Raw genomic sequence first — 19,889 nt, forward strand, 5'->3', positions numbered from 1 at the left:
GCACTGCGTTGTGCCGCATATATTATTGCCGAAGAATAAAATGCAAATGATCATATGTATGGCTGGATTACAATTTTACATAACTATAGATATATGACGTTTTATCTAATAATCCTTCTTAGGGAGGAAAAATATGTATCTATGAGTCAGTAGAGAGGTATGCAAATGATACAAAAGAAAGCTAATGTGCAAAAGACATTAGCTTTCTCTGTAATATTAACTTTCATTGCTAATAAAGCAAAGCAATCTCTTAAAATAAGAGAGATTATTTTATCAATCCTACGGACTTCATGACAGTTGAGATGCTTTGGCAACTATGCTGAAGTTTTTTTATTTCCTCGTCGGATAGGGAGACCTCAATGCGTCTTTCGATACCTTCTTCTGTAATGAGGCAGGGAAGACTCAAGGCAACATGATTTAAACCATATTCTCCTTGGAGAGTGGTAGAGACAGGAAAGATACTACGTTCATTAAATAGAACGGCTCTGGCAAGATGACAAGCTGCCATTGCAATACCAGAATTCGTGCAGCCTTTAAGATTGAGAACATCATAGGCGACAGAGATAACACTAGCAGCAGTCTTTTCTAGATCTAGAGACTCATCAGGCTGGAAATAGTTGTCTAGCTGATTGTAAGGAACTCCAGCGATATTGACAAGGCTCCAAGCTGGGAATGCGGAATTACCATGTTCGCCAAGCATATAACCATGGATATTTTTAGGATCTACTTTATACTTATTTGCTAGAATACTTCTAAAACGTGCCGTTTCAAGGGTTGTTCCAGTACCAAAGATTTTATTCTTAGGATAACCAAAGAAGTTTTGCGCATAATAGACCATAATATCCAAGGGATTGGTGATCATGATGATAACAGCATCTTTGGTATATTGGGTGATGGAGGTCATTACATCCTTCATCACTTCTACATTTCTGCCAGCAAGCGTTAGGCGATCAGGAATTTCACCTGGCAGAATACTAGGGCCGGCAGCGATGATAATCACTCGTGCATCTTTGCACTCTTCAAACGTTCCAGCATGGATATTTACGTTTGTGCCAGTGGAAAAAGGGATTGAGTGTGTGGAATCTAAGGCTTCACCTTGGGCTTTTTCACTGATAATATCGATTACAGCAATTTCGGATACAAAATTAAAGGATAATGCACAATTTAATACTGCCGAGCCTACATGACCCGTACCAACAATGACAAGCTTATTTTTGGTTGCATTCATAGATAAATTTCCTCCAGTTTAATTGATTTATTTATAATGATACAAACATTTTAATCCCGAGTTTTCTATAAGTCAAAAAAATAAGTTGCTTATACTTTTTTGACTTTATACTGTTATAGCTTGAGTTGGAGATTGTATGTGGAATCTTGCCATGAACTTTGGGAGGAATGATATTTTCGTTCAGCAAAGGTGACCCAGCCATCTTGCCTGATGAGTAAGAGTGTAGAAGACCGTGTTCCATATTCTGGACTTGCAATAAAAATCGGGGAGAGAGTACGTTCTAAATCCAAGCCAACCCCTGTGTTTGGCAGCAGATCATCAGCGGCTTTTTCTTCATTGGTCAGAATATGCCATAGATCGTCTTCGCAGACCTCCTCTTTAGTCAGGCATTGTATTAATTGCTGACGACCTTTTTCTAATTTAGGCCAGGGAGTGTTCAATAGATGATTGCAAAGTCCATGGACTCCAGGAACAATGGGATGTACTTGTCCTTGTTTGTTCCCATAATACCATAAGGAGTGTAGATCGCCAACAAGGAGATTAAAACCATTATACTGATCAGCTTGTTTACAGATATCTTCCAAATACTCCTGGGGTGATTGCTGATTCTTGAGATAATTGGCAACTAAATGTCCTCTAGAGAGTGGATTTACTGTATGCTGGCTAGGGTCTCGATAATTGGTTAGGGCTGCAAAGCGTCCATGAACAGTGATTCCCATCCAAGTACCAAGTTCTTTTAAATCCCTTCCAGCTAGAATATCAGGTTGATCCGACCAATAGTGGGCTGGGGATGTGGGACGAGAATAAAACTCATCTCGATTTGCAGCAATAATCAAAGGATAGTTGGGATGATATTTGTAAGCAAATAGAATTAAGCACATGTTAGCAATGACCTCCCTTTATGTTAAGGTTCTCCAAAAAAATACCTGGCACCTTCAAGATAAATATAAAAAAATCCCAAGGAAATATTGTATTTTTGCCAGTAGGAATTCAAGCTGGTATTGTATTGGGAGAATTAACAAATACTAGCCATTAAAGATAATGATCTTTTTAAATAAACTGGGAGGAAACGGAATGAAAAAATTTATTTGTACAATTTGTGGATATGTTCACGAAGGGGAAGAAGCGCCTGACAAATGTCCAATTTGTAAAGCTGGTAAAGAACAGTTTAAAGAAATGACTGGAAAATTAGCTTGGGCAGATGAACATCGCATTGGCATAGGAAAGGATATACCTGGAGAAATTGTTGAAGGATTACGTGCCAATTTTATGGGAGAATGTACAGAGGTTGGGATGTATTTGGCTATGTCCCGGCAGGCGGATCGGCAAGGTTATCCAGAAGTCGCAGAGGCTTATCGTCGTATTGCTTATGAAGAAGCAGATCATGCTGCTAAATTTGCCGAGATCTTAGGGGAGGTCGTTGTGGCAGATACCAAAGCTAACTTAACAGCAAGGGTAGAAGCAGAGTATGGTGCATGTGATGGCAAGAAGAAACTAGCGACATTGGCAAAACAGCATAATTTAGATGCGATTCATGATACTGTACACGAGATGTGTAAGGATGAAGCTAGGCATGGGTGCGCTTTTGCAGGCTTACTCGATCGATATTTTAAGTGAGGAGGAATTAACATGGCAAAAATCAATTGTAAAGTTATGAACTGTTCCCATAATCAATCGGGTGAATGTTATGCAAACTGTATTGATATTGTTGGCGGTTCTGCAAAAAAAGAATGTGATACCTGTTGTGGTTCATTTTTAGACAGCCGGCATTACTCTGAACTGACAAACAATACGTTAAGTATGGGCTCTTGTGATTGTTTAAAATGTACTGTTGCTGCTTGCAGCTATAATGACAATCGACTCTGTACGCTTGACCAGATTCAAGTGAGCGGAGAAAGAGTCGAGTTCTATACGCAAACGGAGTGTTCCAGCTTTCAGCAAAGAGAGTAGCAGGTAACTTAATAGGAAAAGAAACATCTACTTATAAGGATCCCCCAAATAAATGAAGCTCACTCTTATTGATGTATGAGTGAGCTTCATTTATTTTTTGCGCAGTATTAGTTTATTTTTCGCATTAAACGCATTCCATTTAATGTTACTAGAATAGATGAACCTGTATCTGCGAAAACTGCTAGCCACAAATTTGCTATACCGGTGAAAGTTAAAATAACAAAAATGACTTTCACTATGATTGAAAAACTGATATTCTGCTTAATGATGGATAGTGTCTTATTACTGAGTTTGATTACATAGGCTAGTTTTCCAAGATCATCAGACATCAGCGCAATATCGGCTGTTTCCAGAGCCGTATCTGAGCCCGCCACCCCCATGGCAACGCCAATTGTAGAGGCAGCCATTGCAGGAGCATCATTGACTCCATCGCCCACCATAGCAACATTTTGATAGTTAGTTAATAACTCATTTATAGTTGCAACCTTATCTTGAGGCAATAGCTCGCTATAGAGTGTATCAATGTTTAGTTCTTTTGCGATCGAGCCAGCTACTTGTCGATTATCGCCTGTCAACATGGCAATATGTTTTATGCCTGCTTCCCGAAGCTGTACAAGGGCATCCTTACTATTTTCCCGTAGAGTATCAGCCACTGCGATCATACCATGGAGGTTATCTTGGGTTCCAAGCAGCATAAGAGTTTTGCCTTGCTGCTGCAAATCGGTGATTTGTTTTTGATATGGAGATAAATCCAATCCCAAATCTTCAAACAAGCGTGGATTGCCGATAAATATAGTTTGGCTGTTTATATCGGCCTGTGCCCCTAGTCCTACCAAGGCTTTAAAATTGGTTACTGATCGTAATGTTAACCCTGCCGATTTTTCTACAATTGCAACAGCCAATGGATGTTCAGACCATTTTTCAATAGAGGCTGCAGTGGTTAAAACATCTTCTTGACTGCTGTTTATAGAAATAATATCTGTAACTCGGGGATGGCCATGAGTTAAGGTACCCGTTTTATCAAAGGCGATGGCCCGTATGGTGCCCATTTGCTCTAGGTAGGCGCCACCTTTAATAAGAACACCATTTCTCGAAGAGTTACCAATAGCTGAAACGATAGACACAGGTGTGGAAATAACCAGAGCGCAAGGGCAAGATATAACAAGAAGAACCAAACCTTTGTAGAACCACGGAGAGAATGGCTGATTGAAGAGCAGCCAAGGTACGACCATGATTCCAGCAGCAATTGCTAATACTGCTGGTGTATAGTATTTTGCGAACAGATCAACAAACTGTTGGGAGGGAGCCTTCTGTGACTGTGCTTCTTCAACCAAATGCATAATCTTGGCAAGAGTAGAGTCGGTAGCAATTTTAGTAACTTCAATTTCTAATGCACCATGTTCGTTGACGGTGCCCGCATATACCCCGTCCCCGATTGTTTTTTCTACCGGTAAGGATTCTCCTGTAATTGTCGCTTGGTTCACAGCAGATGTTCCGTTTTTAACAATACCATCCATAGCAATACGTTCACCAGGCTTTACGATAATGTGATCGCCAATCACTATTTCTTCTACAGGTAACTTTTGTTCCAGTCCATTACGCACAACTAAAGCTTCCGCTGGAGCTAATTCCATAAGAGCTCGGATCGATTGTCTTGTTTTATCCATTGTATAGGTTTGGAGCGTGTTGCCAAAGGAAAACAAAAAAGCAACTGTTGCCCCTTCTCCCCACTCTCCTATGGCAAAAGCTCCAATAACAGCTACTGTCATCAGAAAATTCATATCAAAAGTAAGGGATCGCATGCTGTAAAAGCCACTTTTCGCGGTGCTGTATCCGCCGATAATGGCAGCTAGAACATATAAGGGAACAATGAAGATATCACCAATAGCCAGCCAATCAAGGATCATGCTGATTGCTAGTATAATTCCGGAACCTATTGTAGCTTGGGTTTTAGGATTGTTCCACCATTCCTCCTGGATTTTGGCATGTTGTATCGATTGGGTATTCATTTCTGCTTTGTAACCTACTTGTGAGACTGCCTGTATAATAGCAGAATCGGTAGTTGCATGCTCTACCGTTAATTTTGCGGCAGCAAAGTTTACATTTGCTGAGTGCACTCCAGTAAGAGTGGAGAGATGTTTTTCCAGCTTATTAGCGCAATCACCGCAATCAAGTCCAGAGACGGTAAAGACAGACTTATGAAATTGGGACTGTTGATTAATAGCGTTTATTAGACTGGCTTTATATCCAAAACTGCTAACGATTTTTGCAATTTCCGCAGCTTGAATTATAGTATGATTATGCGTCACTTTCATCTTTGCAGTAGCAAAGTTGACCTTCACGTCCAGAATACCTTCTTGCTTTCTGAGACCTTTTTCCAATTTAATAGCGCAGTCTCCACAGTCGAGTCCGGTAATGGTAAAGTTATTTACGCTAATATCACTTTTAGCAGTAGCTGGAGCAGCTGGGTGTGAACAGCAATCGCAATGCTCTTCAATAGCATCGGCTTCTTCATCTAGGTGTCCCGTATGATTCCTATCAGCATCAGTGGGAGAATCCTCTGGCGAGCAGCAGCTGCAGGATGGTATTTCCGGCTGTGTCAATGCTGCACTGGATTCAGAGCAGCAGCTATCGTTACAGGAATGTTTTGTCTCCCCTATGAATTGAGTTTTATTTGCCATGGTCTCACTCCTATCGATGTTTAATATGGTCGATACCCTGAGAGAGTAATGAACGGACGTGTTCGTCATCTAAGGAATACCAAGCCATTTTTCCCTCACGGCGGTACCTAACAAGTCGAGCGTTTCGTAAAAGCCGCAGCTGATGAGAAACGGCAGACTGGCCCATTTCGATCACTGCTGCAATATCACATACACACAGCTCCCGTTTGCTTAAAACTTGTAGTATTTTCACTCTGGTGGTATCACCAAGTAATTTAAAGATTTCAGCGACTTGCTGTGCTTCATTGTCAGAAATCGATTCTTTTTTAGCTAGACAAATAGTCTGTGGATGCTCACAGAGCTGCTCACAAATATCGTCAGGACATTCTTTTGTTTGCAAATTCTCACTCCCTAACATATGAACATATATTCATATGTTGTATTATAAATTATTTATATGAGAAGTCAAGCTTAAATGTGACAATTAAAAAATAAAAGCATTAGTAAACTCCATGGATAATTCCATGGAGTTAGTTTACGATTGCAGTATATCGTTCTTTAACAGGAATGTGAGGTAGAGGAAAATACATAGGGACGCAACATTCGTGAACGGAAGTGTAAAGTACTTTCATTCCTTTTCCCAGTTTACGAAAGCCGAATTTTTGATAGAAGGCTACTGCCTCTGGCAGAGCGAATAGGGTAATCAATTGTACTCCTACTAGCGTTTGAATCTTAAATATTTTCTGGATCGTATGATTAAAGATTGCTTGCCCGATGCCCAGATATCGATAGTGATCGTCAATGCATAACGCTGCCACTTCTATAGATGGACAGAGGCTTATTATTTTTCTTCCTTTAACTTTTAACGATGAGCATTTTGTTGAACAAAACCCTACTAGCTGATTTGCATTACTTTCAAAAAATAAGGTAGTGCATGTGTTGCCTTTTTCTTCATAAAGAAATGCGTCAGTTTGTAAAAATTGTAATAGTGGACCATACGCAGAATTAAACCCCATAATTTGCGGTTGATATTCATAAGATAAGGGCTTATGAATTAACGTATAATTTGAATTTAACGTATCAATTTTAAGAGGATCAGCTAGTAGAGAATGATCTCGAAACGACTTCAGAATAGTGTTGCTTTCAATGAGAGGATCTTCCAATATGAAAATAGATGATTGACTATCGACCCATTCAATGATTCCCCCGGGGATGACTGTCATTTCCCAAGTATCGTGACTACTGATCAGATCTTCATTACTCATGCAATCACCGCCAATTAAACTTACGAGAACTGATATATTATATGCTACATAAACAATATACGTAACACCGAATGCAGAATTTTTGAGTGAATATTCCTGGAAGAGATATCTTCTATTGGATGGAGCAGGAATATTGTCTTTTTGTGGGAATACATTCATATAGGTTATTCATAAATCAGATAAGGAATCAGTCAAGTGGTAAATATGGGAGGGAGTCAAATGTCGGAGGTAGTAGATAACAAGGAAATGGACGAAATTCTACAGAAATATGGATATGAGAAAAGCTGTATCATACCTATATTGCAGGAGACACAAGCAAAATACAGATATCTGCCCAAGGAAGCCTTTTCTTATCTTTCAGAAAATTTAGGAATCAGCACGGCCAAAATATATAGTATAGCTACTTTTTATGAAAATTTTTCTCTAGAACAAAAAGGAAAATATGTAATAAAAATATGTGATGGAACGGCGTGCCATGTGAGAAAATCCATCCCGATATTGGAACGATTAAAAAGTCAGCTTGGACTTACGGAAGCCAAGGTAACAACGGATGACCTTATGTTTACCATTGAAACCGTTTCCTGTCTTGGGGCGTGCGGTCTAGCACCTGTGCTTACCGTAAATGATCAGGTATATCCTGCCATGACGCCGGATAAAGCACAGGAACTTCTTATGAGGCTTAAGGAGGAAGAATGATGTTTTTAAACAGAGAAGATTTTAAAAATGCTTGTACAGCATATACCGATTCACTTAGTATGCAAATAAAAAAGATCTTGGTATGTGCCGGAACGGGTTGTGTGGCCGGTGGGGCCATTGAGATTTATGAGCAATTGATAAAATCCAATGAAAAGTATAATGTACCTTGTACGGTGACCTTAGAGAAGGAGCCTCATGACAAATCGATAGGAATCAAAAAGAGCGGATGCCATGGTTTTTGCGAAATGGGCCCGCTGGTACGAATAGAACCGCAGGGATGGTTATATATAAAAGTAAAGCCAGAGGACTGTGCTGAGATTATAGAAAAATCAATCATTAATGAAACCTTTATTGAGCGTTTGGCTTATAAAAAAGAAGGAGTGATGTATCCCACGCAAGAAGAGATTCCTTTTTATAAAAAACAAACTAGGCTTGCACTTGAACATTGTGGGCATATTGATGCCACATCGATCAATGAATACTTGGCAATTGGGGGATACGGAGCATTTACAAAAGCCTTATTCGATATGAGTCGGGAAGAGGTTGTAAAGGAAATTGATTTATCCAATTTACGAGGGCGGGGAGGCGGCGGATATCCTACAGGCCGTAAATGGAAGCAGGTAAAGGGGCAGAATTCCAGTGTAAAGTATATTGTCTGCAATGGTGATGAGGGCGATCCTGGCGCATTTATGGATCGGAGTATCATGGAAGGAGACCCTCACAGGGTACTGGAAGGAATGATGATTGCTGGCGTAGGCTGCGGATCATCGGAAGGTTACATCTATGTACGGGCGGAATATCCCCTTGCCGTTAGCCGACTGGAAACAGCAATTTGTGAAGCAAAAGAGAAGGGACTTCTTGGACGGAATATACTAAGCTCAGGTTTTGACTTTGATATAAAAATATGTAAAGGCGCAGGAGCATTTGTTTGTGGCGAGGGAAGTGCTCTTACTGCATCAATTGAAGGTAAGCGGGGAATGCCAAGAGTTAAGCCTCCTCGAACGGTTGAACATGGTCTTTTTGATAAACCTACTGTCCTTAATAATGTAGAGACTTTTGCCAATGTTCCATTTATTATTCACAGGGGAGCTAAGTGGTATAAAGCCATAGGACCGGAGAACAGTCCGGGAACAAAGGCTTTTGCTCTGACAGGAAATATCGAAAATACAGGTCTTATTGAAGTTCCAATGGGGACCACCCTTGGTGAGGTGATATTTGATATTGGCGGCGGAATGCGAGGAGGTCATGATTTCAAAGCGGTTCAGATAGGCGGACCTTCCGGTGGATGCCTGACCAAAGAACAGCTTGATCTGCCTTTAGATTTTGATTCCCTTAAAAAGGCGGGAGCGATGATCGGATCTGGTGGGCTAGTGGTAATGGATGAGCATACATGCATGGTAGAAGTAGCAAGATTCTTTATGAATTTTACGCAGAATGAATCTTGCGGCAAGTGCATACCCTGCCGTGAGGGGACGAAACGTATGCTTGAAATCCTGGATCGTATCGTTTCTGGGCAAGGTGCTATAGAAGACTTAGATATGTTATTGGAGCTTGCAGACACGATTTCATCGACGGCACTGTGTGGTCTGGGAAAAACTGCAGCATTGCCTGTTGTCAGTACCATTCGAAACTTCAGAGAAGAATATGAAGCTCACATCGTAGAAAAGAGATGTCCGTCAAGAACTTGCCAAAAATTAAAAAGAATCTATATTGCTGCAGAATTTTGCCGTGGCTGTTCAAAATGTTCCAGGTTATGCCCGGTGGGGGCAATTAGCGGCAAATTAAAAGAGCCGTTCTTGATAGATCCGGATAAATGCATAAAGTGCGGTGCATGTATAGAGTCATGTGCCTTCAAAGCAATCAAGGAGGCATGACACAATGAATACAGAATTTATGGTAATTGATAATATGCCCGTAGAAATAAATGGAGAAAGAAATATCCTGGATGTAATCAGGAAGGCGGGAATTGACCTTCCAACTTTTTGTTACTACTCGGAGTTATCCGTTTATGGCGCCTGTCGTATGTGCGTGGTAGAGGATCAGTGGGGTTCGATTCAGGCGGCATGTTCGACACCACCCAAGGCTGGTATGGAGATTCGCACGAATACGCCAAGGCTGAGGAAATATAGAAAGATGATTCTAGAGCTGCTGCTTTCCAATCACTGTCGTGACTGTACAACCTGTGAGAAAAATGGAAAATGCAAGCTACAGGAGCTGGCGCAGCGTTTTGGCATAAAACAGGTGCGATTTCACAACACTTCGGAAGATTCCGAACTTGATACCTCTTCTCTCTGCATTGTTCGGGATAAAAGCAAATGCATATTATGCGGTGACTGTGTGAGAATGTGCAATGAAGTGCAGAATGTGGGAGCTATCGATTTTGCTTTTCGCGGATCAAAGATGTGTGTAAGTACAGCATTTGACGAGCCTCTAGCCAATACCAAGTGTGTAGGCTGCGGCCAGTGTTCTGTTGTCTGTCCCACAGGTGCTATCGTTGTTCGAAATGACACAGCGAAACTCTGGAAGGAATTAAGTGATAACAATACAAAAGTAATTGTACAGATTGCTCCTGCAGTAAGGGTAGGCATCGGAAAAGAACTTGGTTTTTCCGAGGGGCAAAATGTGATGGGCAGGATTGTTGCTGCTTTAAGACGGATTGGCTTTGATGAAGTGTTCGATACATCTACAGGTGCGGATTTTACCGTGTTGGAAGAAGCAGAAGAGTTTAGTAAAAGATTGCTAACTGGAGACAAGCTGCCTCTATTCACCTCTTGTTGTCCTGCCTGGGTAAGGTATGCTGAACTGAATTACCCTCAGCTGCTCAAAAATATATCTACATGCCGCTCTCCAATGCAGATGCTGGCATCCATTCTGAAAGAACATCATAGGGATGATGAAAAGAGAGTCGTTGTTGTTGCAGTTATGCCTTGTACAGCCAAAAAGCAGGAAGCAGCACGAGATGAATTTAAAGAAGACGGTGTCCCCTACGTCGATTATGTGATCACTACGCAAGAGCTGATCCATCTCATTAAAGAAGCGAACCTTATTTTTTCTGAAATAGAACCGGAAGCTGTGGATATGCCTTTTGGAACCACTAGTGGTTCTGGGATCATTTTTGGCGTAACCGGAGGGGTCACTGAGGCAGTAATTAGACGGCTTTCCGATGATAAATCAGCATTTGGGCTGCGAGCAATTGCCTTTACAGGTGTACGGGGTATGCAGGGCGTAAAAGAAGCAAGGATTGATTGTAATGGACGTGAGGTAAAAATTGCAATTGTCAGCGGTCTAAAAAATGCGGATGATCTAATCAGAAGCATACAAGCAGGCGAAAAACAATATGATTTTGTTGAAGTGATGTCTTGCCCTGGAGGCTGTATCGGGGGAGCGGGACAGCCGGTTACCAATAGAGATGGAAAGTATAATAGAGGAGCAGGACTCTATAATGCGGATCGGATGAGCAATATAAAACGATCGGAAGAGAATCCGATTATAAAAGAGCTTTATGATGGCATGCTAAAGGATAAGGTGCATAAGCTGCTTCATGTGAATTACCTCAAATAAGATGCACGTTGTGTTTCAATAAAAGGGTTCTGATAAGGGAACAAACAGAAGGATCAGTTAGGATCAATTTCTGTTTGTTCTTTTTTGTCTCGAAGACTAACGCTGTTTGTAGCAATAATAATTGATGATATCTTGTGAAATGACTAAGTGAATTCCAGGTGCCCAAGTGGGAAGAAGGAGAGAGGGGGATTCAATCCCCATGATCTGTCCTAGGGTATTAAAAACAGAATTGCAGTTTTTTTTGTAAAAATGTTCCCACAAATTAGGGTAACGCAGCTGTAATGCATTGATAGCAGGAATTGCATTGACTGCTGCTTGCCATCGTTCATTGATCTCTGCTTTATCACCTGTAATGCAGGATGTTATTGGCTGATTAAACTGCAAAGACCAAGATATTCCAGCGTCACGAAATACTTGTAAATGATCTGAGGAGCTTCCGATCGCTTTGGTTGTTTTGGATTTTATATTAAATGCCAGGCCATGAAGCTGATCTGTTACCCTATGATTGGAATTCGATAATGCCCAGAAGTTATGGCTAAATGGAGTATAGGGAATCAGAAAAGCACGTGCCTGAATATTCCATTGATGACTGCTCATTTATGCTGCTTCACCTTCTTTGTTTCTATATAGGTGTCAGTATTTAATAGAATTTTGGAGGAATCGTACTTCGTTAGAGTTTGATTTCTATAGGTTAGTATATACGGACTTTAAAATATATTACTATCTTATTTTTAGTATTTTCATTGGTATAGTATACATCACGTTGTGGATGGTGGAAGATGATTCTGAGACCAAAGGAATCTAGATTATAATGATTAAAATATTGTATTTTATCATTTAAAATAGAAGTAGGTGCTCTTTTTGATTAGTTTTGTATGTTTCTGGGCCAGGATTATGAATAGTAATGTAATTACATTACTATTCATAATCTCAGATAATAGTGTTTATAAGGAGTATATATGTAAAATTTGTAACTGGCACGATAGTTGCATATATTTATAGGTGAAATAAAATCTGGAGGAGATGTGAGCATGAAAGAAAAAGTGACAATCCTTTGCTGCTGCGGAGCAGGCATATGTACATCCAATTACTTAAAAGAAGAAATTGAAGATCGAATCAAACAGGAAGGTCTAAAAAATGTCAAAATCGTTTTATGCAGAGTGAGTGATGTAGACGAAGCGATCAGCGGGGCTGACTTACTTGTTACAACTGTGGAAATGAAGGCAGCATACCCCGTGCCAATGATAAGGGCTTTAGGCATCATGTTAGATGATAAGGCTGCAAAAAAAGCACTGGATCAAATTGTGGATGAAGTGAAAAACATTATGCAAAAATAAATGGTTCTGATAGCTGGATTTAGATTTTTTAAGATATTGTGATGGTAAAGAGAATATGTATGGAGGGTGAAAAATGGAATTTATAAGTTCAATTACCAGTGGGCTGTCTGCGTTCTTTAGATTTGATTCAACCGTCACTATACTGGGTATTATTATTGCAATCTCTCTGCTTGTGAAAGTACCAATCAAGAAAGCTGTACTCGGTGCTTTGAAAGTTTCTATAGGGCTTACAGGTCTATTCTTAATTGTAGATTTGATACAGACCGCCATGGTAAATCCAATAAGCAATATGATCTCTTTGTATGGCATTAATAAAAGTATAGTAGATATTGGCTGGGGTTCTGTCGGATATGCTTTTGGCAATACATATGGTTATTTTGGAGTACTCGTATTTTTAATCGTAAATATAATATTAGTTTCCGTAAGATTTACCCAGACCATCTATGTTGATGTTTTTAATACATGGAGAGCGATGCTTCTGGCAGGAATGATCGGTGTTACGACCGGCAACTTTTGGATTGCCACGTTTGCTGTTGTAATCTTTCTCATCATTGATGTAAAAGCTGCAGATATTGCGGCGCCATATATAGAAAAAATCAATAATTTTCCTCCTGGAGGCTCATGGCCTCATGGCAGTCACTTTTCATTTCAGGCATGCATTGCTATACCAATTGAATGGGTTTTGAGAAGAATACCCATTATCAAGGATATTAATATTAAGGCCGAAACAATTGAAGAGAAATTTGGAATATTTGGAGAGACAACAGTCATGGGAGCAATACTGGGTATTGTAATTGGACTATTTAGCCAAGTCGGTATTATGCCTTCCTTGTTGCTTGGAGTAAAAATGGCAGCTGCATTTCTTCTTCTTCCGAGAATGGCGGCCATTCTGGTGGAGGGCTGGTTCCCGGTGATTAAAGCTGCAAGACAGATATTGGTAAGTAAGCTAAAACGAGATGATGTGCGTATCGCACTTGATTGTTCGACGGTTATTGGACATGCAGCAGTCGTCCCTACAACACTTATTATGTATCCGTTAGCATTGCTCATATCGGTCATACTTCCAGGCAATCAGATGATTTCATCCGTAAGCTTAATCATCGTTCTCTGGGAGAGTGCAGCGGTGAATGCGATCACAGAGGGAAACATATTTCATAACATTATCATATTATCCCTGATCGTTTGTCTCTTCTGCTGGGGAGCTACTTTCATGGCAGGTCCTATGACACATTTGGCGGTTTCCATGGGATATGATGCTGCTAAAGGTTTAGTGTCCAATTGGGATGCGGCAGGTACTCCTGGACTGGTTTTAGTATATGGATTGTTTTCTTGGATATTTGGTTTTTAACGCGCACATATAAATGAGTTTGTTATAGTAAGATTTCTTCATTTTGCAGCTATATAGCTGCAAATATGAAAAGATACGCTTATACATCCGACTTATAAGAGAAAATTCATGATAAGAAGATGCGTAAGCAGGTAGTCAGCTAATGTCAAAAGACTAGGAGGAGGGGAAATATGAGCAATGAAGCAGATACTATATTTTATGATGTAGTAATGTTAAGGAACGTAACAACAAAAGAAGCAGCAATACATTCTTTATCAGAGTACTTGCTAAAGAAGGGGCATGTCAATGAACATTATGAACATGCAACAATTGAAAGGGAAGATACCTATCCTACTGGTCTTCCAACCAAACCAATTGCTATAGCAATTCCTCATTCTAAACACGAGAATGTAATAAAGCAGTCGGTTGTACTGGGGATATCCGATCAGCTAATCGAGTTTTCTGAGATGGGAAATAGTGATTCCAAACTGAATGTTGGAATTCTGTTTTTACTGGCACTAAAGGGTGAAAATGGTCATATCAATTATTTGAAGAATATTGTTAATTATTGCAAGGTAGAAGAAAATATTGAAAAACTCTATGGTGTAAAATCGGCAGAGGAAGCGTTACAGATCTTTGTAGCTGAGATCGTAAATGCTGATTAAAGCAAAATAAGAGGAGGACGTTAGTATGAATAAAGATAAAAAAATAAAAGCATTAGTCGTGGGAGACGATTGGGTAAAAACAAAAGATCTGATTGAAGCTACCAAGCGTGTATTGGAAGGTTATGATTATGAAATCGATTCATTTGATCAAGTAATGGACAAACCAATGAGCAGAGAAAAAAAAGACGATATAGGCGATGACAGTGTTACCGAATATTGTGGGCATCCCCAAGAACTGATCAGCAGAATTGATGGTGTGCATTTACTGGTGGTTCATACATCTCCTGTTACAAAGCAAGTAATTGAGGCAGGCAAAGATCTAATTGCAATTGGCTGCTGCAGATCTGATGCTGTAAGTGTAAATGTAGATGCTGTTACGGATAAAGGAATTTATTTCTTTAATGCCCCAGGACGGTCCGTTGAACCAGTATCGGATCTTACGATCACTTTCGCTTTGGCGCTTTGCAGAAATATATTGAGAGCTGATCGGTACGTAAAAGAGGGCAGATGGGCAGGCGATCTCAATAGAGAAGTACCAAGCTGGGAAGAGTACGAAACCTTTAGAGGACTTACCCTTAAAAATAAAAAATTTGGCGTGGTTGGCCTTGGTAAAATAGGGCGGAAAGTCGCTGAGAAGGCAGCCGGACTTGGTATGGACGTACAAGTGTATGATCCGTTTTTAGATAAAAAGATATTAGGTGAGTATGGCACGGTATGTACTCTGGAGGAGCTGTTTGTAAACAGCGATTTTATAACCATTCACATTCCCCCCGTTGAATCAAACAGAGGCATCATCAGCAAAGAACTCTTTAATAAGATGAAACCTTCTGCATACTTCATCAATGTTGCAAGAGGAGAAATTATTGACGAAGAAGCGCTGATTGATGTATTGCAGAAGGGGAAAATAGCGGGAGCAGCCCTGGATGTATATTATACAGAGCCTTTGCCTGCGACCAGCCCTTTAGTCAAATTGGACAATGTGATTCTGACTCCTCATTTAGCAGGGCAAAGAAAAGATGTTTCAGAAGGGTCAGCCTCCATATTAGAAGGAACGATGAAGCCATTCTTCCAGGAAGACAGCCTTGCTACTTGCTTTAATTCCGCTGAAATTAAGAAAAATAAATAAGCGGCAGATATAAGTGCCTTAGAATAAAATATAGAGAAAATGAAGGTGAAAGTATGCTTACAGATATGAAAAGCATTCTGGCAGATGCCAAGAAGAAATCTTACGGGGTGGCAGCTCCTAATGCATGGAATGAAGATAGCATAAGAGCAGCAATCAGGACTGCCGAAAGAGAAAAAGCGCCGATCATCATTGCCCTTTATCCTGTAATGGCTGATATTTTTGAATTTGGCAAAATTGCCGTTGAACTGGCAAAGAACGCTTCGGTACCGGTTGCAGTTCATTTAGACCATGGACAAGAGTTAGAGCAAGTAGTGAAGGCGATACGAGCCGGCTTTACATCGGTTATGGTTGATCGTTCAACTTTGCCTTTTGACAAGAATGTAGAAGCCGTGAAAGAAATTGTTACGTTTGCTCATGCCGTAGGGGTAACAGTAGAAGCAGAATTAGGTCATGTTGGGCAGGGATGTGACTATACAGAAACCAAGGATCAAGGGCTTACAGACCCAAAAGAAGCAATTCAATTTGTAGAAATGACAGGTGTGGATTGCCTTGCGGTTGCTGTAGGAACTTCTCATGGTGTGTATAAAGGAAAGCCTGAATTGCAGTTTGATTTGCTGAGCAGGTTAAATCATGCAGTAGACGTTCCCTTAGTACTTCATGGATGCTCAGGCACAGGAGATGGAAATTTAAAAAAAGCCATCGGGTATGGAATAACAAAGCTTAATTTATATACTGATTTGGATATGGCGGGATATACTTTATTTCAAGAGTCCATAAAAGCAAAAGAAATAAGTAAAATAACAGAAGCCTGCAATCTTATGTTTAAAGGTTACTCTGATAAACTGGCACACTACATACAATGGTTTGGAGCAAGCGGGAGAGCCTAGTAATTTAATAGCGTATAAATTTCTTCTATTTTGAGATATGTAAGCTTACTCCTATCAGCTTACATATCTCTTTTAGAAAGTAGATAGTAGACGAATTTATTTTTACTGGGGTAACGATTGTAACTTAGTGTAAAAAAATGTGGAAAAATGTAATGATTTTTTGTGTATTCTAACCTGTATTTTTTAATTTGCGTTATAATAATGTCATTACATCACTATATTGATAAGGAGAAAAATATGGCGGAAGGCAACCAGGAAGGCATTACGGAATTAATTAAAAATGAACGCCCCCAAGAGCCATTAACGGATGAGCAAATATCACAAAAGTTATCCATCTTACGGGAAACCGTTACTAATATTAGAAAAAAATTGAATATCCCCAGTTCTCGAGACAGAAAAAGAATGAACGTGAAAAAGGCTGTAGATCTAATAACGACGAATAACTTGGATCTAACGATTGCAAGTCTTGTTGCCAAATTGAAACTGCAGGGATTTAAAGTAACTAGGGGCTATATCGGGGAGATCATAAATAGTGAATGCGATGAACGAACAACAAAAGAGTTACAGTCGCGTGCTGAAGAAAAAATGCAAATAGATAGCTTTCAGAATTTAACAGGTTATGATGGAAGTCTTACTAATAATATCAAACAAGGCAAAGCGTCGGTGTTATATCCGCCCTTTGGTCTCCCTACCCTGATTATTGGAGAAAGCGGGACTGGTAAAACCTTGTTTGCAGAATGCATCTATCAGTATGCAGTGCAGAAGAAAATAATAGAAGTGGATGGTCCTTTTGTATCACTAAACTGTGCTGACTACAGTGATAATCCTCAACTTTTACTGTCCATGCTATATGGATACAAGAAAGGGGCTTTTACAGGAGCAAATCAAGATACAGAAGGCCTTGTAGAGCGTGCCAATAAAGGAATATTGTTCTTAGATGAAATCCATCGCCTGCCTCCCAAAGGGCAGGAAATGCTATTTTCTATTTTGGATAAAGGAAAATTTAGGAGACTTGGTGAGGTTGTAAGCGACCGAAAGGCGCAAATTTATTTTATCGGTGCAACTACTGAGAATATTGAATCCTCCCTGCTTCTAACATTCCGAAGAAGAATTCCTATGATTATAGAACTGCCATCTCTAAAAGAGAGATCTATCAAAGAGAAGATTCAGTTGATTTACAGTTTCTTTCAAGAAGAATCAAATCGGACTCATTTAAAAATCTTTGTAAAGGCTAAAATTATGGAAGCCTTTGTTCAAAAAAAATATCTTGGTAATATAGGTCAACTCAAAAGTGAGATTCAAGTAACCTGCGCAAATGCTTATGTCGAGAAAATGAACAACAGCAGGGATGAAATTAATATTGGTTTTAATGAGATGTTGTATCATAATTTCTTTAGCAATAATACAGAAAATTCCGAAATGCAGGTGACGAAGCTCACAGTTACCTTTAAGGATATGCTATTCATTCCAAACACAACAAATAAGGGGGAGCACCTTGTTACTGCAAACAATAGTCATTACTCACTGCCAAAAGATATTTATGAAAAAATTGAAGAAAAATATTATGAATTGAAAAAAGCAAACGTTACATCCGCTGAAATAGAAAAAATCATTTGGAATTTTATATTAAGTAATTTTAGCATGATGGGAATTGATTCGAATAATGACAAGAATGTAACCTCTCTAGAGGAATTAAAATATCTTGTAGGTGAAAATATTGCTGTTGTTGTAAAAGAGTTTATTCAAAGGATTAAAAAAGATCATTCTCAATTACAGGTAAATGAGAAGGTTGCAATATACTTAGCGATTCACATCAGTGAAGCGATGAAAAGGATTAATTTTAAACAAGATATCATTAATCCCAATCTTATCTACATAAAAGAAAACCTCAAATCAGAATATGATATGGCATGCAGTCTGGTATATGATTTGGAGGCTATCAATAAAGTCAGGATTCCCGAAGGCGAAGTCGGGTTCATTGCAATGTATATTAATGAGCTGTTAAAACCCAGGAGCAGCAAAAGCAGGATCAATATCATTGTCATTTCTCATGGCAAAATAGCATCAGAGATGATAGCTGTTGCTAATAAAATGATGAATGTAGATTTTCCTATTGCTGTAGATATGCCTTTCAATGTGAATCCAATTAAGATCTTTGAGCAAATCATTGAAATTTCTAAAACCTTGGATAGTCAAAGTGGTATACTGTTTTTTGTTGATATGGGATCGCTGCTAAATGTTGGAGAAATCGTTGAAAAAAGAACTGGTATTAAAACTCGCACTATTGATAGAGTAGACCTTGTTTCTGTTATGGAAGCAATTCGAAAAGTATATATATCCGAGGAAACCCTTGATGACATTTATTACGATATAATGAATTCCAAACACACCTATCATATGGTGTCAACGAATCATTCGGATAAGCCCTTAGCTTTAATTGCTATGTGTCTTACAGGTCATGGAGTTGCTATAAAAATAAAAGAACTTTTAGCTGTAAATTACCCTCACATAAAAGTAATTTCCTTAAGCATATTAGAGGCTAACGTAAAGCAGGAAATACACAATTTAAAACAACAGTATACGATTCCAGCGATTATTGGTACGATGAATCCGTACATAGAAGGAATCAACTTTATACCCTTTGAAAACAATTTTACCCAAGACAAAAAGATGCTTCTAGATCAGGTATTAAAACAAAAGAATTACAATAGTCTTAAGAAGAGTTTTAGAGAAGATTTTATAATGATTGACTTAGCATGTGAAACAAAGCAGGAAGTAATTGAAACCATGAGTATGGTTCTTTTTAATAACGGTTTTATTAAAAAAGGTTATATAGATTCCGTATTTGAAAGAGAGAATATGAGTAGTACGTGTTTTAAGAAGAATGTAGCCATTCCCCATGGATTACCCTCATTTGTTAATGAAACTTCGATTATTTCTGCAAGGTTAAGCCAAGCCATTGAGTGGGATGACAGCAAAAATTTGGTCAATTTAGTATTTCTTCTTGCAGTAAAAGATGATGACATTAATATTATTAATGATTTGTTCAAATTACTTAAACAGAAAAATAATATAGATGAATTTCTAAAGGCAAAAAATCGTTTTGAATTTATTAAAGTTTTGTATAATTCATTTTCATAAATTCTGCATGGTAAAGCCTTTGATGAGGGCATTCGACAATATACAA

At 39.1% G+C, this 19,889-nt stretch carries 17 protein-coding genes; 11 read left to right on the forward strand and 6 right to left on the reverse strand.

Annotated elements, in window-relative coordinates; translation table 11 throughout:
- Window positions 1–265 precede the first annotated feature (265 nt).
- Window positions 266–1,228 carry an L-lactate dehydrogenase gene (locus BMZ99_RS05070; RefSeq protein WP_090933583.1) on the reverse strand — a complete coding sequence of 321 codons (963 nt, stop codon included), beginning with the start codon at window positions 1,226–1,228 and terminating at the stop codon, window positions 266–268.
- Between the two features lie 113 nt (window positions 1,229–1,341).
- The gene (locus BMZ99_RS05075; RefSeq protein ID WP_090933585.1) at window positions 1,342–2,109 is read right to left on the reverse strand and encodes an NRDE family protein; all 768 of its coding nucleotides are present in this window, start codon (window positions 2,107–2,109) and stop codon (window positions 1,342–1,344) included.
- A gap of 193 nt (window positions 2,110–2,302) precedes the next feature.
- On the opposite strand from BMZ99_RS05075, the gene BMZ99_RS05080 reads away from it, so the two are divergent.
- Complete coding sequence (locus BMZ99_RS05080) at window positions 2,303–2,845, forward strand: NADH peroxidase (protein WP_090933587.1); 543 nt, start codon at window positions 2,303–2,305, stop codon at window positions 2,843–2,845.
- Window positions 2,846–2,857: 12 nt separating this feature from the next.
- On the forward strand, window positions 2,858–3,178 hold the full coding sequence (locus BMZ99_RS05085; protein ID WP_090933589.1) for a DUF1540 domain-containing protein: 321 nt from the start codon (window positions 2,858–2,860) through the stop codon (window positions 3,176–3,178).
- A gap of 107 nt (window positions 3,179–3,285) precedes the next feature.
- On the opposite strand, the gene BMZ99_RS05090 is transcribed toward BMZ99_RS05085, so the two are convergent.
- The 3 genes from BMZ99_RS05090 to BMZ99_RS05100 form a co-directional block, all read right to left on the reverse strand.
- A complete protein-coding gene (locus tag BMZ99_RS05090) occupies window positions 3,286–5,859 on the reverse strand; it encodes a heavy metal translocating P-type ATPase (RefSeq protein WP_090933591.1) in 2,574 nt (857 codons plus the stop codon).
- A gap of 10 nt (window positions 5,860–5,869) precedes the next feature.
- On the reverse strand, window positions 5,870–6,238 hold the full coding sequence (locus BMZ99_RS05095; RefSeq protein WP_090933593.1) for an ArsR/SmtB family transcription factor: 369 nt from the start codon (window positions 6,236–6,238) through the stop codon (window positions 5,870–5,872).
- A gap of 130 nt (window positions 6,239–6,368) precedes the next feature.
- Window positions 6,369–7,103, reverse strand: a complete 735-nt coding sequence (locus BMZ99_RS05100; protein WP_090933595.1) for a GNAT family N-acetyltransferase — start codon at window positions 7,101–7,103, stop codon at window positions 6,369–6,371.
- 219 nt (window positions 7,104–7,322) lie between these two features.
- Between BMZ99_RS05100 and BMZ99_RS05105 the strand changes: the two genes are divergently transcribed.
- From BMZ99_RS05105 to BMZ99_RS05115, 3 genes are read left to right on the forward strand one after another with little or no spacing between them, the layout of a single operon-like run.
- Complete coding sequence (locus BMZ99_RS05105; protein ID WP_090933597.1) at window positions 7,323–7,799, forward strand: complex I 24 kDa subunit family protein; 477 nt, start codon at window positions 7,323–7,325, stop codon at window positions 7,797–7,799.
- Window positions 7,796–9,673 carry an NADH-quinone oxidoreductase subunit NuoF gene (gene nuoF / locus BMZ99_RS05110; protein ID WP_281246749.1) on the forward strand — a complete coding sequence of 626 codons (1,878 nt, stop codon included), beginning with the start codon at window positions 7,796–7,798 and terminating at the stop codon, window positions 9,671–9,673. Before BMZ99_RS05105 ends, nuoF begins: the two co-directional genes overlap by 4 nt.
- A gap of 4 nt (window positions 9,674–9,677) precedes the next feature.
- Window positions 9,678–11,360 carry a [FeFe] hydrogenase, group A gene (locus tag BMZ99_RS05115; protein ID WP_090933599.1) on the forward strand — a complete coding sequence of 561 codons (1,683 nt, stop codon included), beginning with the start codon at window positions 9,678–9,680 and terminating at the stop codon, window positions 11,358–11,360.
- Window positions 11,361–11,456: 96 nt separating this feature from the next.
- Here BMZ99_RS05115 and BMZ99_RS05120 read toward each other — a convergent pair whose 3' ends face one another.
- Window positions 11,457–11,957 (reverse strand): hypothetical protein, encoded by a 501-nt coding sequence (locus tag BMZ99_RS05120; RefSeq protein WP_090933601.1) that lies wholly within the window; start codon window positions 11,955–11,957, stop codon window positions 11,457–11,459.
- Window positions 11,958–12,391: 434 nt separating this feature from the next.
- Between BMZ99_RS05120 and BMZ99_RS05125 the strand changes: the two genes are divergently transcribed.
- The 6 genes from BMZ99_RS05125 (at window position 12,392) to BMZ99_RS05150 (ending at window position 19,843) form a co-directional block, all read left to right on the forward strand.
- Complete coding sequence (locus tag BMZ99_RS05125; protein ID WP_090933603.1) at window positions 12,392–12,697, forward strand: PTS sugar transporter subunit IIB; 306 nt, start codon at window positions 12,392–12,394, stop codon at window positions 12,695–12,697.
- Between the two features lie 73 nt (window positions 12,698–12,770).
- The gene (locus BMZ99_RS05130; RefSeq protein ID WP_090933605.1) at window positions 12,771–14,045 is read left to right on the forward strand and encodes a PTS transporter subunit IIC; all 1,275 of its coding nucleotides are present in this window, start codon (window positions 12,771–12,773) and stop codon (window positions 14,043–14,045) included.
- Window positions 14,046–14,215: 170 nt separating this feature from the next.
- Window positions 14,216–14,689 carry a PTS sugar transporter subunit IIA gene (locus BMZ99_RS05135; protein WP_090933607.1) on the forward strand — a complete coding sequence of 158 codons (474 nt, stop codon included), beginning with the start codon at window positions 14,216–14,218 and terminating at the stop codon, window positions 14,687–14,689.
- A gap of 25 nt (window positions 14,690–14,714) precedes the next feature.
- A complete protein-coding gene (locus BMZ99_RS05140; protein WP_090933609.1) occupies window positions 14,715–15,815 on the forward strand; it encodes an NAD(P)-dependent oxidoreductase in 1,101 nt (366 codons plus the stop codon).
- 53 nt (window positions 15,816–15,868) lie between these two features.
- Window positions 15,869–16,702, forward strand: coding sequence for a class II fructose-bisphosphate aldolase (locus BMZ99_RS05145; RefSeq protein ID WP_090933611.1), 834 nt, complete (start codon window positions 15,869–15,871; stop codon window positions 16,700–16,702).
- Window positions 16,703–16,939: 237 nt separating this feature from the next.
- Window positions 16,940–19,843 carry a sigma 54-interacting transcriptional regulator gene (locus BMZ99_RS05150; RefSeq protein WP_090933613.1) on the forward strand — a complete coding sequence of 968 codons (2,904 nt, stop codon included), beginning with the start codon at window positions 16,940–16,942 and terminating at the stop codon, window positions 19,841–19,843.
- Window positions 19,844–19,889: the final 46 nt, after the last annotated feature.

The sequence above is a fragment of the Pelosinus propionicus DSM 13327 genome (assembly GCF_900114615.1).
GTDB classification, from domain to species: Bacteria; Bacillota; Negativicutes; order DSM-13327; family DSM-13327; genus Pelosinus; species Pelosinus propionicus.